Raw genomic sequence first — 13,611 nt, forward strand, 5'->3', positions numbered from 1 at the left:
ATTATTGGGAATTAATTATGAGGGGATTTACATTACACTGAGACAGAGGAGAAACGTGATGCACACACTTTTGACCCAAGACGACATTGACACCTTTCAGCGCGATGGAGTCGTCCTGATCAAAGGGCTTTTCAAGGACCATGTTGAGAAAATCCGCAAAGGAATCGAGCGCAACATGGCAGAGCCAGGCCCCTATGCTGCCGAAAATCTCAAGGAGGGCGAAGGTGGGCGCTTTTTTGACGATTACTGCAACTGGACCCGTATCCCCGAGTTCGAAGATGCCATTCGCAATTCGCCAGCAGCCGAGGTGGCGGCGGATCTGATGCAGTCAAATAAGGTGCAGGTGTTTCACGATCATGTGCTGGTGTCGCGTTGCCCTTTAATCTGAGACGCGACGCGTTTGGCGACAATTTTTGCCCTTAATTGTGAGATACGGCTGTCATGGGGCCCCTGTTTCTCGCGCACCTTTGCGCGATGTGATCAACCGCGGCAAGCAATCGAGGCTCCTTCTCGAAGGCGCGCAAGAGAGCAACCCTTGCATAGTCGTCGATGCTTTTGCTGACGATGGCTGCCTTAGCCAAGGGATGAGATCGAGCGGCGGCGATTGCGGCGAGGCAGAACAGCCTAACTTCCGATCTGGGGTTCTGGACAGCGAACGACGGATCCCCGCGGAAGGTTTTGAGTGACATGGCAAAGGTGACTGCGCGCATTGCGCGCCGAAGTTGCTTGGGGCCGCGCGAGCGCGCGGCGCACTCAAGCATCTCTGCCCCGCGGCGCGCTCGGTATATCAGTTTTCCAGATATTTGTTCCTCACGGAGTTTGCCAAGGGTCTGCACAAGTCTCGTCCCGCAAACTTGGCAGTCAAATGCCCAGGCCCGCCTCCAATGCCTGAGCGAAAGACCCTCTCTGGCGCATTGCATGCAATGCTGGAATGGCATCTGAGCCGTCAGCGAGGCTTCTCGTGGCGTCATTGCCGGAAAGGTCAAAGATCGAACAACATCTGGGTTAACCCGTGCGGCGTTGGCAATCTTCGCCGCCGCAGCCGCGTCGACGTTGAAGTCCAAGGCGGTGCCATGCGCGGTATCGATTCTGAGATGAGCCAGTAGTTCCGCATCATCACAGTAGTTGGCCGCCGCCAGCCGAGACAACCAACCTGACAACAACTCGTCTGGCAGCGGCGCGACAGTCTTGGGCAGCGGGTGCGGCTTCACACCCGGGACTTCTGGAGCCGCCGATGGGGGTTCGCATGGCGCGACCAAACCGGCGTCCATTTTGCGATTGCGTCATCGGTGATGCATTCCTCGCCTGTGATAATGGCGTCGATGGAAAGATCCTTGACCAGAGCGAAGATGCGCGAGGTCACCCCACCGGTCAGTGCCAAGACCTGCTTGAGAGATTTGACCTTCAGGTTGGACTTCTTTTCCAGTGGCATGGCAGCAATAAGGGTCTGGATCATGTCCGAGAACTCGGCATCGTCGCGCCAGTTTGGCAGATGATGTTCGTCCAGCCGTCGGGCAAGCTGGATATCACCGCGAATAGCATCGACGGCCTCGCTGACCCCAAGGCAGACCAGTGACACCTCGAGTTCATTGCTGAGATACCGCAGGACATTGAGAAATCGGCGCTGTTCGCGGTGGGTCCCGGCCAAGAGATTGTGGACCTCGTCGATCATGATCATCCGCAGGCCAAGGTCGCGTAAGAGCGCGATGACACGGACTTCGAGGGAAGCCACATTTTGAGCGCGGGCGCTAAGAGCCGTCGCCGGGGCGCCGACGGCGGCCAGGATGTGCAGGTAAAACCGCCGTTCATCAGGTGCGGGCGGCGCTTGCAACAGCAGAAGCGGTGTGCGGGTGATGCCCGACGCCGGATCGTATTCTGGTGCGTACTTGCGCGACAGGTTTCGGGCAATCATCGTCTTTCCGATCCCGGAGGCGCCATGCACAAGAAGCCCAGGCATACGGGTTTGTCGTGGCGCTTCGATCATGCCCTGCAAGCGGTCCAACACCTGTTCCGCCCGAGGAAAGCCGATCCAGATATCCGATTGAATGAGGGCGATCCGGCCGTCTTCTTCAGTTGTCCCTGCCCTCAATTCACCATCTCTCCACCTTGAACAATGGGCGCGATGTATCACCCGTATCGATCGGGCGCAGCCCTTCGGTTGTCGAGACGGCCGAGTTCGTGCCCTTCAATGTCCCTTTTCTTTCACGGGTTCTGCGTTCGGCCTTCGTCAGGCCCCGGCTTTCAGCTTCGATCTGGCGTTGCTGTCGGATCAGCTCAGCCAGCACCAGCTCATTAGACCCGGACTTGCCAAGGGCACGGGCCTTCCTCATCGCTTCGCGATATTCCCAGAGCGAGACGGGCGGAATTTCCAGGTTTCTGTACCGCGCCTCAACATACCGGCCATCGTCCAGTTCGACCCAGATCATTGAGATATCGCGAGGATCGTAGCGAACGACCACCTTTCCATCCCCGCGCCCAATGTGGCCTGCAAGGGCATCGGACCAGTACCTTATCTGGAACAGATGGATGCCGTCACGCCTGATCTTGCGCAGTTCACTCGGCAGGAAGCTCACCTGAAAGGCTTCCATCTCGAAGGGGATGTCGCCTGTCATTTGCTCTGAGAGCGCCTCCCATTTGGCAACGGGCGTGCAGCCAAGACTTGAATGAATGCTGTTGTTGTAACGGCAGATTTCCAGAGCAAACCAGCGATCGAATTCGCTCAACGTCATCGTGGCCTTGCTTTCGGCGTCATAGTCGCCCTTTGCCGCGATCGAGGATTGCGTTGTTCCCGGCAACAGGTGAACGGCCCCCATCATGGTGCCGATCAACCGTTCGATGTGACCACCGAAGTGAGGACTTGCTGGCGGTCGATAGACCAGATCGATCCCCCAATCCGCACAGGCCGACCGAAAGGCGCGCGACCGGAAATCGCGACCGTTATCGACGTGGATGCTGTGCGGTTTGCCCTGTGCCGGCCAAGGAACATCGCACGCCAATTCCGCAAGAAGTTCCTCCTTGAGGGCCACCGCCTGTGTCAGGCAAAGCGCCACTGACAGACGCGAAGGTGCCTCGAGAGAGGTGTAATATCCGGTCACCATCCGCGTTGCGACGTCGATCGCCAGCGTGACCCAAGGCCGCCCAATTGGTTTGCGTTCAAAGCCGTCGACAAGAATGATGTCCGCCGGTGTATGATCAATTTGGACGATCTCCAGTGGCATACTGGCCTTGTTCTCACCTGTGACCGGCGCAAATTTCTGGCGGGCCGCCTTTGCGCCCTCTCGTGCCTTCGCAACTTCGCGGGCATCCATCGCATCCAGACGACGCTGAACCGTTCGCCGTGTCGGCGGTTGCAAGCCCTCCTGCCAGCAAGCGCTGCGGATTTCTGTCACGACGCGCGACAAGCTCGAACGCTCCCGGCGCAAGAAATAGCGGCGAAGGTGCTCCTCGATTACCGCTTCGACTTTGCTGGATATTAACATCGTCCCGGTCGGGCGGCCCCGTTTCCGCGGAGCCAGAGCGCTGGTGCGCCCACCCTCTTCCGCCAACCGTTTTATCCAACGCCAGACCGTCGCCCTGCTGACACCAAGCTCCCAAACGGCGTCATTGATGCCACGTTCCAGGCTGCCAGTCCCATTGAGATATGCCTGAACAAGAGGGCGCAGCACCGCGGCCCTGCGCGCCTCTTCAGCACCAACAGCAACGCAGTCTTCGCCATCATCATTCATCGATATTTGCCGCAAATGTCTGTGAACCCTGTCTCAGGTTTAAGGGCAAAAATATCAGAATTAAAGGCAAAATCTCATATTTAAGGGCAAAGCTCAGCCGTTGATTTCGTTGGATTTCCCATCTCACAATTAAGGGCTACGCGACACCTGGGGTGGCCCGTACGAAAAGCTGCACCGCGAACTCGTCTTCGAGCCTTTTGAGAAGGCTCACGACGTTAAGATCCAAGTCGTCACGCTGTACTCCGCGGACGCACTCGCTCAGCTGCGCGCTCAAAAGGAAGCGCCGCAATATGACGTCATCCATTTCTCCGGGGGGCAGGAGGTCATCGCCGCTCGGGAAGGGCTTCTGGCGCCGATCGAACCTGCGGAGCTGGAGAACGCACCGGATCTTTACCCCTTTGCTAGCGAGGGAATGACGCGTGGCGAAGGGCCGGTCCACCTGGTTACGACTGTCGGGCTGCTCTACAACGAAGAAACCGCACCGCGTGTGCCGACTTCGTGGAAGGACCTTTGGGATGCTGAATATGGCGACCATATCGTCCTGACGGATCTGTCGAACTCCTTCGGTCTCCTTGGCTTCTTGATGATGAACAGGGTCTGGGGTGGCGCGATTGAAGATGCGACTGCCGGCCTGGAGAAGGTTGGCGAGTTGATCGAAAATTCGATGATCGTAACCACCTCGCCCGAAATTCAGCAAAATTTTGCACAGAACGATGCTTGGATCACTCCTTTCGCCCAAGACTATGCGCACGTCATTCGTGAATCTGGTCTCCCGGTGAAGTTCGTGGTGCCCGAGGAGGGCGTTGCGGGGGTGTACTTCACGGCCAACCTTGTCGCGAACCGGCCCAATCAGGACTTGGCAAAGAAGTTGATCGACTTCGAGCTGTCGCCCGAGGTGCAAGAAGCTTTTGCGCGTGCGATGCGGTATTCTCCGAGCAACTCCAAAGCCGTTCTCGACGACGATATTGCGGACGAGATTCTGCATGGTGACGCCATGTCCTCGCTCGTCCGCTTCGATCCGTTGGAGATGGATGCGCATCGAAATCAGCTCGTCGAAGACTGGAAGAAGCTGATTTCCCGCTAACTGGCGCAGGAAAGGAGACGCGCATGAATCGCGCAAGAAACGACTTAATTCTCGTCGCGCCCGGTTTGGTATTGTTGTGCTTGGTTTTCCTCGTGCCAGTAGGGAGTATCCTGTTCCTCGGCATTCGGGACTCTGAGGGGCAGGCCACTACCGAGCACCTCGCGCGGTTTCTCGGTGATCCTTACTACTTGTCCGTCGCTTGGCGCACCGTGCGCCTGTCGCTGATCATCACTGTGATCTGTGCGGTGGCGGGCTTCCCTCTTGCCTATATCATGGCAAGGGGGAAACCCCGGCTCAGGATGTGGCTGATCATCGCTGTCACGCTGCCCCTTATGACCAGCGTAGTCGTGCGCACATTTGGCTGGATGGTCATCTTCGGCCGCAACGGACTGCTTCCCGATTTCCTGCACAGCCTGGGCTTGGTTGGGCGCAACTTCACGCTCATGCAGACCGAGACAGCGGTGGTCATCGGCATGGTGCAAGTGCTGTTTCCGTTCATGGTGCTGTCTATTCTCGGCGTCATTATGAGGATCGACCCTCGCCTGGAAGAAGCGAGCCGCGTAATGGGTTGCTCCTTCCTAACCTCCTTGCGGCGCGTTGTGCTGCCCTTGTCTACTCCGGGGGTGGTCGCGGGTGCGCTTTTGGTCTTCACGCTTTCTGCAAGCTACTTCATCACCCCCGCACTCTTGGGCGGTCCCAGGGTGCCCATGCTCGCCAGCTCAATCTACGAGGCCGCGACCAAAACTCTCGATTGGCAGTTCGCGGCGGCACAGGCGATTATTCTCTTGGCGGGTGTCATGGCGCTGATGATCCCCTATGCAAAACTCACGAGGCAGAGCAATGGTTAAAGCTGTACCCATGAGTGTTCGAGTAGCCGCAGCATTGTTCCTTGCACTTACTCTGCTTTTCGTTCTTGGGCCGCTGATTATCGTTATTGGTGTGTCCTTTACGGCGGGAGACTACATATCCTTTCCACCCCAGGGCTTCAGCCTGCGTTGGTATAAGGCCGTGTTGTCATCTTCAACTTATACAGGAACCGCCCTGACCAGCCTGTGGCTCGCGATCGCCGTCACCATAAGCGCAACACTGATCGGAGCTGCGGCCGCCATCGCTTTGAACCGGCGGCTCCTGCCAGGGTCCGGAGCGATCTCGACATTGTTTCTCGCCCCTCTGGTGTTGCCGACGATCGTTCTGGCTCTGGGCTTGCTGATGTTCTGGAGTGCTTGGGTCGGTCCGACATCCTTCACGGTCCTGTGGCTCGGGCATACGGTTATCGCTATCCCCTATGTGGTGAGAACCACGCTGGCGGTGCTGTCCACCTCAGACCGCTTCTTGGAAGAGGCAGCGCGTACCATGGGGGCGGGACCATGGAAGGCGTTGCGGCACGTGACCGTGCCTCAGGCATTGCCTGGCGTGGCGGCGGGAGCATTCTTTGCCTTCAACATCTCCTTCGACGAAGCGATCCTATCTCTTTTCCTGCGCTCGCCGGAGGTCGTTACCTTGCCGATCCAGATCTATACGCAGCTTGAATTCAGCCCAGACCCTTCGATTGCTGCAGTCTCCACCCTCATGATCATGATGACCATTTTGCTGATTGTCGTCATTGATCGAATTCTTGGCATTCAACGCGTGGCAAATTGACATGACTACTGTGGTTTCACTTGAAAACGTGACCAAATCCTTCGGAACCGTCCAGGTGATCAAGGGCATTTCGCTAGCGATTGAGAAGGGGGAGTTTGTCAGCCTTCTGGGGCCATCTGGATGCGGCAAGACCACGCTGCTACGCATGATCGCCGGCCTTGAAAGCACGACGTCAGGACGCATTGTGATCGGAGGCGCCGACGCCACCGCACTGCCTCCCGAACGCCGCGACATCGCAATGGTGTTCCAGTCCTACGCCTTGCTCCCGCATCTCAGCGTCCGGGAAAATATCCTGTTTCCACTTCAAATGCGCCGGATCGGCAATCGGAGTGAACAGCAGGATCGCGCACAGCAGGTGCTGAAGATGGTCCAAATGGATCATCTGGCCGACCGAAAGCCCCGTGAGCTGTCGGGTGGCCAGCAGCAACGTGTTGCGATTGCCCGTGCAGTGGTCTCTGAGCCGCAAGTGCTGCTGCTGGATGAGCCTCTGTCAAATCTCGATGCCAAGTTGCGCGAGAACATGCAGGAAGAGTTGATCAAATTGCACATGCAGACGGGGCTCACTACGATCTTCGTCACCCACGACCAGGAAGAAGCGTTGAGCTTATCGGACCGGGTGATCCTCCTCAACAAGGGTGACATTGAGCAAGAGGGGACGCCGAGCGAGATTTACAACCAACCTCGCACGCGCTTTGCGGCCTCCTTCATGGGGTCGGGAAACCTGATTGACGCTGACATCGAGTGTTCCGGTCCGAATGCCTTTGCCGTGATCGGCGATCAGCGCCTCCCGCTTGGCCAGCGCGAACTGAGCGATGGTGATCGCGTAACGCTGATGTTGCGGCAGGAAGCGATCAGGCTGTCGCCAGACATCAATGCACAGGATGTTACCGCGACAGTCGAGACCAGGGTCTTTCTAGGTGCGCGAACCCGATACGTGCTCAATCTCGGAGGGCAGTCAATTCGCTGCCTTGGAGATGCAGACCTAATACATGGTGAGCACCAAAGGTTGAGCCTGGAAATTTCTCCCTCTTCGGTGATCGTAATGGCTAAGCATTAAGCGAATAGGTGCTGAAAAGTCTCCGATCGGCGACGTAGTGTATCTGAAATATCGTAATCGCAGATTGGAGGGAGTCCATGGGATAGGCGGATGAATCTTTGACTGGGAGGTGCTGGTAAATCCCCAGTCAGCACCTCTGCATCTCTGCATAATGCGAATATAAAACGGAAATGGAAAATACTGTGATAGGACGTGTCTGGCGTGGATGGGCGAAGCCCGAGTTTGCCGATGGCTATGAGGAACTGCTGACGAAGGAAACTCTTCCCGCATTGCACCGGGTGTCGGGATACAAGGGTTCATACTTCATGCGTCGAGAGCTTGACGATGGAGATGTCGAGTTCGTCGAGATCACCTTCTGGGAATCCATGGATTCGATTATTGCCTTCGCCGGAGCAGACTGCACCAAGGCAGTCGTGCCGCTCGAAACTCAAGCGTACCTTACTCGTTTCGACGATTCCTCGGTACATTTTGAGGCGACTTGGTGCCCTTGAGTAAGGGCGGGCGCCGCAAGGCTCAATGGGCAATCTTCATGCCGGGTGGGCCTGCGGCGGAAGAGCAGTTTCACGGCAACATGCCCGAAAACATCGAGCTCGTCAGCATATCTGAGCCAAGCATCTGCATGCTCCCGGCTCGGAGCAATCTGTAGGCGAGCAGGCGTGACCTGATACTGCTTCTGCGGCCATCGGGGGCGGATTGGCTAGAGTACACAGCTCTGCCGAGTACCCCGGTGGTCAAGAAAATAGGTATAGCGGCGGAGAGTGACGCTGCGGACCATCGTACGATTTATCTCTATGATTCAATGCTGTGTTGACTGCTCATGTTGGACATATGTGGCTTGATGTCACGTGATGTGGGTGTTCGGAGGAAATTCTTATTTGGAACATGGCAAGCTCAGGGGATGTAAAATGTTTCGGCGAAATGTCTCTATGCCTCGCGGCGAATTGCTGTGCGTCGCATTTCAGACTGCGCAATCTGCTTTGAGGTCCAGCCCGATTTGGGTGCGACGGTGAGCGTGATCCACTTTGTTCGCGTGATAAGAAGACTTTGCGTGCCGGGGGAGGGGCGCGAATGGGGCAATGTAAGCAGGAGAACCTCAGTCGCGGGTGAGCCGGCAATCTTTCGCCGATGGGATTGCCTGACACAACTTTTCCGAAAGCGGAATCGAAATGTAGCCTACGATTGAATGACAAATTCCGTTCCATTGTGAGGAGTTAGCAAGCATGACGAGAGCCCGCTTCACGCTAGGCACGCGAGTCCTTGTTCAGCCCGATGGAGCGCATGAGCCAATAGTGGGTTTGATCGCCGATGGTCCCCTGCTCATTGCTGCTGGCCCATTTTTCAAAGTCCGGACCGATGAGCTGGCGTACTGGTACCCGGTGGAGCAAATCAGCCCATACCTTCACCTGGTGAAGGCAGACGATGGTTCCGACGTGGGGAGGTCGGGGGTAGGGCGCTCAACGCGCTATCGTAGCGTTTAAAGCGTGTATCCGCTTTGATCAAAGGGATGCATTCTCGGAGACGCCATTTAAAGAAGTCTACCGGTTTAAGGGCCTTATTTTTTGTTCGCTCCATATTGTTTTGGAGCTTGTGAGCCTATCGGGCGATGATTGGTTTGCGATGTTTATCGCATGGGTGTAAGCGCTGTCACCGCGGCACGCCTGTTCAGCTTGACGGGTTGAAGTTCCATGGCAGGAGCTCGTCGATCCTGCTGGCGGGGTGACCGGCGGCGATGGCTTCGAGGGTCGCCTTGATGTAGGCGAAGGGCTCGACGCCGTTGATCTTCGCGGTGGCGATCAGGGAGGCGATGCGGGCCCAGGTGCGGCCACCCTCGTCGTGGCCGGCGAAGAGAGCATTCTTCCGCGTGAGCGCAATCGGGCGGATCAGGTTCTCGACGGCATTGGAGTCGATCTCGACGCGGCCGTCGTGAAGGAAGGTCTGCAGGCCGCCCCACTGGCGATGGATGTAGGTCAGCTTTTCGCCCAGGCGCGACTTGGCCGAGATACGCAGGCGCTGTGCCTGCAGCCAATCACCGAACTCGGCCACGAGGGGCACGCTGCGGGTCTGGCGGGCCGACAGGCGTTGGCCCGGGCCCATGCCGCGGATCTCGGCCTCGATGCGGTAGAGCTCGGCAATGCGGCGCAGCCCCTCGGCGGCGATCTCGGATCCATCCCGGTCGAAGACTTCCTTCAGCTTGCGGCGAGCGTGTGCCCAGCAGTGGGCAACCGTGATCGGCGCGCCGCCCTTGCGGGACGTGCGTGTGAGGCGGTCGTAACCGGTGTAGCCGTCGAGCTGGAGGGTGCCGTCGAAGCCCTGGAGGATCTGCTCTGCATGCGCCCCGGCGCGGCTGGGATGGTAGGTGAACACGACACCGGGCGGGTCTTCTCCGCCCCATCCGCGGTCATCTCGGGCAAGCGCCCAGAAGTATCCCGTCTTGGTTCGCCCTCGGCCTGGATCCAGCACCGGGGCCGTGGTCTCGTCCATGAACAGTTTGCCCGAGGATTTGAGATGCTCGGTTAGCCAATCGACCACGGGGCCAAGATGGAAGGCTGCAGTGCCGGCCCAGTCCGCCAGTGTGCTGCGGTCGACCTGGATGCCGGAGCGCGCCAGGATCTGGCTCTGCCTGTAAAATGGCAGGTGGTCCGCGAACTTCGAGACCAACACATGTGCAATGGCACCCTCAGTTGGAAGACCGCCTTCAATCAGCCAGGGCGCGGCAGGTGCCTGAGTGACGCCATCCGAACAGATGCGGCAGGCATACTTCGGCCGGATGTCGACCAGCACGCGGAGCTGCGCAGGCACGATGTCCAGGCGCTCGGTGCGGTCCTCGCCGATCCGGTGCATCCGGCCGCAACCGCAGGGGCAATCGAGGCTGGTCGGCTCGAGGACCCGTTCGATACGCGGCAAGCCCGCGGGCAAATGGCCAAGGTTGCGCTGACGCGTCCGGCGCGGCGTCGTGGTAGACGGCGCGGCCTGCTCCTTGCGGGTCTCGACCTCGGCGACAGCTGTTTCCAGGTCTTCGAAGGCCAGTTGCCGGTCGTCCTCGCTCAGCTTCTCGGAGCGTTTGCCATGCACGACATGGTTCAGTTCAGCGACGAGGTGCTCCAGTCGCCGGTTGGCGTCCTTCAGCGCGCCGTTCTCCTGCAACAGCGCCAGCACGGCGGCGCGCTGGCTCTCGGGGATCGCGGACAGGTCGATGGGCGGGGCGCTGGACATGGGCGGATGATACTGCGCCCGGGGTGCCGATGTCCGGCTATTCAGCGCGGTGAGTCACTCTGCCACAGCCGGACGGCGGACCTCCAGTGACCGCACCCGGCGCCAGTCCAGGCCGGCGAACATGGCCTCGAACTGTGCGCGGTTCAGGGTCATGGCCCCGTCACGGATCGAAGGCCAGGTGAATGTGCTTTCCTCAAGCCGCTTGTAGGCCATGACCAAACCACTGCCGTCCCAGAACAGGATCTTCAACCGGTCGGCGCGCTTCGAGCGGAACACGAAGACCGTGCCAGTGAACGGGTCCTCGGCCAGCATCGACTGCACCAGCGCCGCGAGGCCATCATGGCCTTTGCGGAAGTCGACCGGCTTCGTCGCCACCAGGATCCGCACACCCTGCGAGGGCATCAACATGGATGCGCCTCCAAGGCGTGGACGATCTCGGCGATCCGGGCGGCGGGCGCATCCTTCGCGAGTTCGATGATGACCATACCCCGCACAATCCTGATCGGCGTCCCGGCGCTTGGCGGTTCAGCTTCAGAGGCCGCCGTGATCTCGTCGCAGACCACCAGAGGTGCGAAGACAGCTTCGTTGACCTCCACCGCGGGCAAGACGAGCTTGCCCTCCTTGGCCAGCCGCCGCCACGCCGTCAGCTGGCTCGGCATGATCTCGTAGCGCCCCGCGACACCCGACACCGTCGCCCCGGGCTCCAGCGTCTCGGCCACCGCCTGCGCCTTAACGTGATCCGGCCAACGCCTCTGGCCGGAAGCGAAGACTTCAACACCAAGCGCCGTGAGAAACGAACTCTTTGCGAACATTGCGAAACGCACTCCTTCTCTTTGAATGCGTATCAACTCGCAATGGCTGATCCCGTCGGCAATGTGGGGCGGCGACAGCGTTTACGCATGGGTTGCCTGAATTGACCTATCAAGATGGTAAATGCCTGCCGCAGGATGCAGCCATCTCTCTGCTTCGACGGGGGTAGGTACTGTAGAGTTGCCGGCTCACATGGGCCCGAGCAGATCGCCATGGCGCTCTGCGACGCAGACTTTACTGGAGAGCTAGCGCTATCGAAGTGCCTTCTCTGGCTAGCTGCACTCATCCAAACTCACACTCCTCAAAATCTTTGCTTGCATACTGTGGGGGGGTATCGTAAACATATTCCTACCCAGTATCGGGTTGAGTCGAAAACTTCAGCAACCCATTCCGCTGGCCATCCGTTCCATCACTGTGGGAGATCAAGAAAATGAAATCTCGAGCCGCCGTAGCATTTGAAGCTGGCAAGCCACTCGAAATCGTTGAGATCGACGTGGAGCCGCCCCGTAAGGGCGAAGTGCTTATCAAAGTCAGCCACACCGGTGTCTGCCACACCGACGCATTCACGTTGTCGGGTGATGATCCGGAGGGCATCTTCCCGGTCGTTCTGGGTCACGAGGGTGCGGGCGTCGTCGTAGAAGTCGGCGAAGGTGTCACCAGCGTAAAGCCTGGCGATCACGTCATCCCGCTCTACACCGCTGAGTGTGGCGAGTGTGAGTTCTGCCGTTCCGGTAAGACCAACCTATGCGTTGCAGTACGTGAGACGCAGGGTAAGGGCCTTATGCCTGATGGCACCACGCGCTTCTCGTACAATGGCCAGCCCCTGTACCACTATATGGGCTGCTCCACTTTCAGCGAATACACCGTTGTCGCAGAAGTCTCGCTCGCAAAGATCAACCCCGATGCGAACCACGAGCACGTCTGCTTGCTCGGCTGCGGTGTCACCACCGGCATCGGCGCTGTTCACAACACCGCCAAGGTGCAACCTGGCGACTCCGTCGCCGTGTTCGGCCTGGGGGGTATCGGCCTCGCCGCTATCCAGGGCGCTCGTCAGGCTAAGGCCGGTCGTATCATCGCGATCGATACCAACCCGACTAAGTTCGACCTGGCGCGTCAGTTCGGTGCAACGGACTGTGTCAACCCCAAGGACTATGACAAGCCGATCCAGCAAGTGCTGATCGAGATGACGGGTTGGGGTGTGGACCATACCTTCGAGTGCATCGGGAACGTAAACGTCATGCGATCTGCTCTGGAAGCTGCTCACCGCGGTTGGGGTCAATCGATCGTCATTGGCGTCGCTGGCGCCGGGCAGGAGATTTCCACCCGTCCGTTCCAACTTGTCACCGGTCGGGTTTGGAAAGGCTCGGCATTCGGGGGCGTCAAAGGTCGGACCCAGCTTCCCGGTATGGTTGAAGATGCCATGAAGGGTGAGATCGATCTGGCACCCTTCGTGACCCACACCATGGGGCTCGACGATATCAACGAGGCATTCGACCTGATGCACGAGGGTAAGTCGATCCGCACCGTGATCCACTACTAATACGACTACTATCTAACTTGAAAGGAACTACCAATGGCTGATCCTGTAATTTCGGGCAACGGCATCTTCTCGCATGTCTTCCTTGGCGCCGAGAATCTCGAAAAATCGGTCGCATTCTACGATGCCGCCCTGGGCGCCCTGGGAATCAAGAACCTCGGCCCGTTTGCCAAAAACTGGGTTCTGTATGGTCGCGATAAGCCCGCGTTCATTATTGCTCCTCCGGGCAATGGCGAGGCGCCCTCCAGCAATGGCGCGACCATCGGCTTCGCGGCGGCCTCCCCGGCCGAAGTGGATGCATTCCACGCTGCCGGTCTTAAGGCTGGCGGCACCGATGAAGGTAAGCCCGGTCCCCGCGATCACCTGCCGGGTGCCTACGCGGCATATCTCCGCGACCCCGCAGGCAACAAAGTGTGCTCGTACGCCTTCGTCTGATCCTCACAAGGACCAGGGCAACTCTCGCTGAGAGATGAGCAACGGTCGCCGGCGCCAAAAGAGGCGCCGGCGACAATGATCCCGCCTCTATATGGCAGGGCATCCATAG

The 13,611-nt window shown here is 58.7% G+C and carries 13 protein-coding genes and 1 pseudogene; 8 read left to right on the forward strand and 6 right to left on the reverse strand.

Translation table 11 applies throughout. The features are described 5' to 3' along the window. Positions 1-55: 55 nt before the first annotated feature. A pseudogene (locus IF204_RS17755) lies at positions 56-367 on the forward strand (phytanoyl-CoA dioxygenase family protein); the annotation flags it as partial. A gap of 52 nt (positions 368-419) precedes the next feature. Here IF204_RS17755 and IF204_RS17760 read toward each other — a convergent pair. From IF204_RS17760 to IF204_RS17770, 3 genes are read right to left on the reverse strand one after another with little or no spacing between them, the layout of a single operon-like run. Continuing rightward, the gene (locus IF204_RS17760; RefSeq protein ID WP_038147409.1) at positions 420-1,211 is read right to left on the reverse strand and encodes a TniQ family protein; all 792 of its coding nucleotides are present in this window, start codon (positions 1,209-1,211) and stop codon (positions 420-422) included. Next, positions 1,208-2,131: a TniB family NTP-binding protein gene (locus IF204_RS17765; protein ID WP_245897677.1), complete on the reverse strand. Its 924-nt coding sequence runs from the start codon at positions 2,129-2,131 to the stop codon at positions 1,208-1,210. The genes IF204_RS17760 and IF204_RS17765 overlap by 4 nt, the downstream gene beginning before the upstream one ends. Then, entirely contained in the window at positions 2,091-3,725 is a 1,635-nt protein-coding gene (locus tag IF204_RS17770) for a Mu transposase C-terminal domain-containing protein (RefSeq protein WP_028288640.1), read from the reverse strand. The genes IF204_RS17765 and IF204_RS17770 overlap by 41 nt, the downstream gene beginning before the upstream one ends. A gap of 169 nt (positions 3,726-3,894) precedes the next feature. Between IF204_RS17770 and IF204_RS17775 the strand changes: the two genes are divergently transcribed. The 5 genes from IF204_RS17775 to IF204_RS17795 all read left to right on the forward strand — a co-directional run bounded on the left by IF204_RS17775 (position 3,895) and on the right by IF204_RS17795 (position 7,998). Then, positions 3,895-4,809, forward strand: a complete 915-nt coding sequence (locus IF204_RS17775) for an ABC transporter substrate-binding protein (protein WP_194098508.1) — start codon at positions 3,895-3,897, stop codon at positions 4,807-4,809. Between the two features lie 23 nt (positions 4,810-4,832). Then, the gene (locus tag IF204_RS17780; RefSeq protein ID WP_194098488.1) at positions 4,833-5,657 is read left to right on the forward strand and encodes an ABC transporter permease; all 825 of its coding nucleotides are present in this window, start codon (positions 4,833-4,835) and stop codon (positions 5,655-5,657) included. After that, positions 5,650-6,450 carry an ABC transporter permease gene (locus tag IF204_RS17785; RefSeq protein ID WP_194098489.1) on the forward strand — a complete coding sequence of 267 codons (801 nt, stop codon included), beginning with the start codon at positions 5,650-5,652 and terminating at the stop codon, positions 6,448-6,450. The genes IF204_RS17780 and IF204_RS17785 overlap by 8 nt, the downstream gene beginning before the upstream one ends. Further along, positions 6,413-7,507, forward strand: a complete 1,095-nt coding sequence (locus IF204_RS17790) for an ABC transporter ATP-binding protein (protein ID WP_228069602.1) — start codon at positions 6,413-6,415, stop codon at positions 7,505-7,507. Before IF204_RS17785 ends, IF204_RS17790 begins: the two co-directional genes overlap by 38 nt. Before the next feature lie 170 nt (positions 7,508-7,677). Beyond that, complete coding sequence (locus IF204_RS17795; protein WP_228069604.1) at positions 7,678-7,998, forward strand: antibiotic biosynthesis monooxygenase family protein; 321 nt, start codon at positions 7,678-7,680, stop codon at positions 7,996-7,998. 1,171 nt (positions 7,999-9,169) lie between these two features. Here the strand turns inward: IF204_RS17795 and tnpC are convergent. The 3 genes from tnpC to tnpA are packed head-to-tail and all read right to left on the reverse strand — an operon-like array spanning position 9,170 to position 11,532. Beyond that, entirely contained in the window at positions 9,170-10,720 is a 1,551-nt protein-coding gene (gene tnpC, locus IF204_RS17800; RefSeq protein WP_194098490.1) for an IS66 family transposase, read from the reverse strand. Between the two features lie 54 nt (positions 10,721-10,774). Further along, on the reverse strand, positions 10,775-11,128 hold the full coding sequence (gene tnpB, locus IF204_RS17805) for an IS66 family insertion sequence element accessory protein TnpB (RefSeq protein WP_076623781.1): 354 nt from the start codon (positions 11,126-11,128) through the stop codon (positions 10,775-10,777). Further along, positions 11,122-11,532: an IS66-like element accessory protein TnpA gene (gene tnpA, locus IF204_RS17810; RefSeq protein ID WP_194098491.1), complete on the reverse strand. Its 411-nt coding sequence runs from the start codon at positions 11,530-11,532 to the stop codon at positions 11,122-11,124. Before tnpA ends, tnpB begins: the two co-directional genes overlap by 7 nt. Positions 11,533-11,960: 428 nt before the next feature. Here tnpA and IF204_RS17815 point away from each other — a divergent pair, with 428 nt between their 5' ends. Continuing rightward, entirely contained in the window at positions 11,961-13,070 is a 1,110-nt protein-coding gene (locus IF204_RS17815) for an S-(hydroxymethyl)glutathione dehydrogenase/class III alcohol dehydrogenase (RefSeq protein ID WP_194098492.1), read from the forward strand. Positions 13,071-13,103: 33 nt separating this feature from the next. Continuing rightward, positions 13,104-13,502 (forward strand): VOC family protein, encoded by a 399-nt coding sequence (locus tag IF204_RS17820; protein ID WP_194098493.1) that lies wholly within the window; start codon positions 13,104-13,106, stop codon positions 13,500-13,502. The last annotated feature ends 109 nt before the right edge of the window (positions 13,503-13,611 follow it).

Source organism: Marivivens aquimaris (assembly GCF_015220045.1).
Taxonomy (GTDB): domain Bacteria; phylum Pseudomonadota; class Alphaproteobacteria; order Rhodobacterales; family Rhodobacteraceae; genus Marivivens; species Marivivens aquimaris.

Excerpts from the sequence above, each read along its gene's own strand:
- IF204_RS17770 (WP_028288640.1), bottom strand. The coding sequence starts at position 3,725 with ATGAATGATGATGGCGAAGACTGCGTTGCTGTTGGTGCTGAAGAGGCG.
- IF204_RS17780 (WP_194098488.1), top strand. The coding sequence starts at position 4,833 with ATGAATCGCGCAAGAAACGACTTAATTCTCGTCGCGCCCGGTTTGGTA.
- IF204_RS17785 (WP_194098489.1), top strand. The coding sequence starts at position 5,650 with ATGGTTAAAGCTGTACCCATGAGTGTTCGAGTAGCCGCAGCATTGTTC.
- IF204_RS17795 (WP_228069604.1), top strand. The coding sequence starts at position 7,678 with ATGGAAAATACTGTGATAGGACGTGTCTGGCGTGGATGGGCGAAGCCC.
- tnpC (WP_194098490.1), bottom strand. The coding sequence starts at position 10,720 with ATGTCCAGCGCCCCGCCCATCGACCTGTCCGCGATCCCCGAGAGCCAG.
- tnpB (WP_076623781.1), bottom strand. The coding sequence starts at position 11,128 with ATGTTGATGCCCTCGCAGGGTGTGCGGATCCTGGTGGCGACGAAGCCG.
- tnpA (WP_194098491.1), bottom strand. The coding sequence starts at position 11,532 with ATGTTCGCAAAGAGTTCGTTTCTCACGGCGCTTGGTGTTGAAGTCTTC.
- IF204_RS17815 (WP_194098492.1), top strand. The coding sequence starts at position 11,961 with ATGAAATCTCGAGCCGCCGTAGCATTTGAAGCTGGCAAGCCACTCGAA.
- IF204_RS17820 (WP_194098493.1), top strand. The coding sequence starts at position 13,104 with ATGGCTGATCCTGTAATTTCGGGCAACGGCATCTTCTCGCATGTCTTC.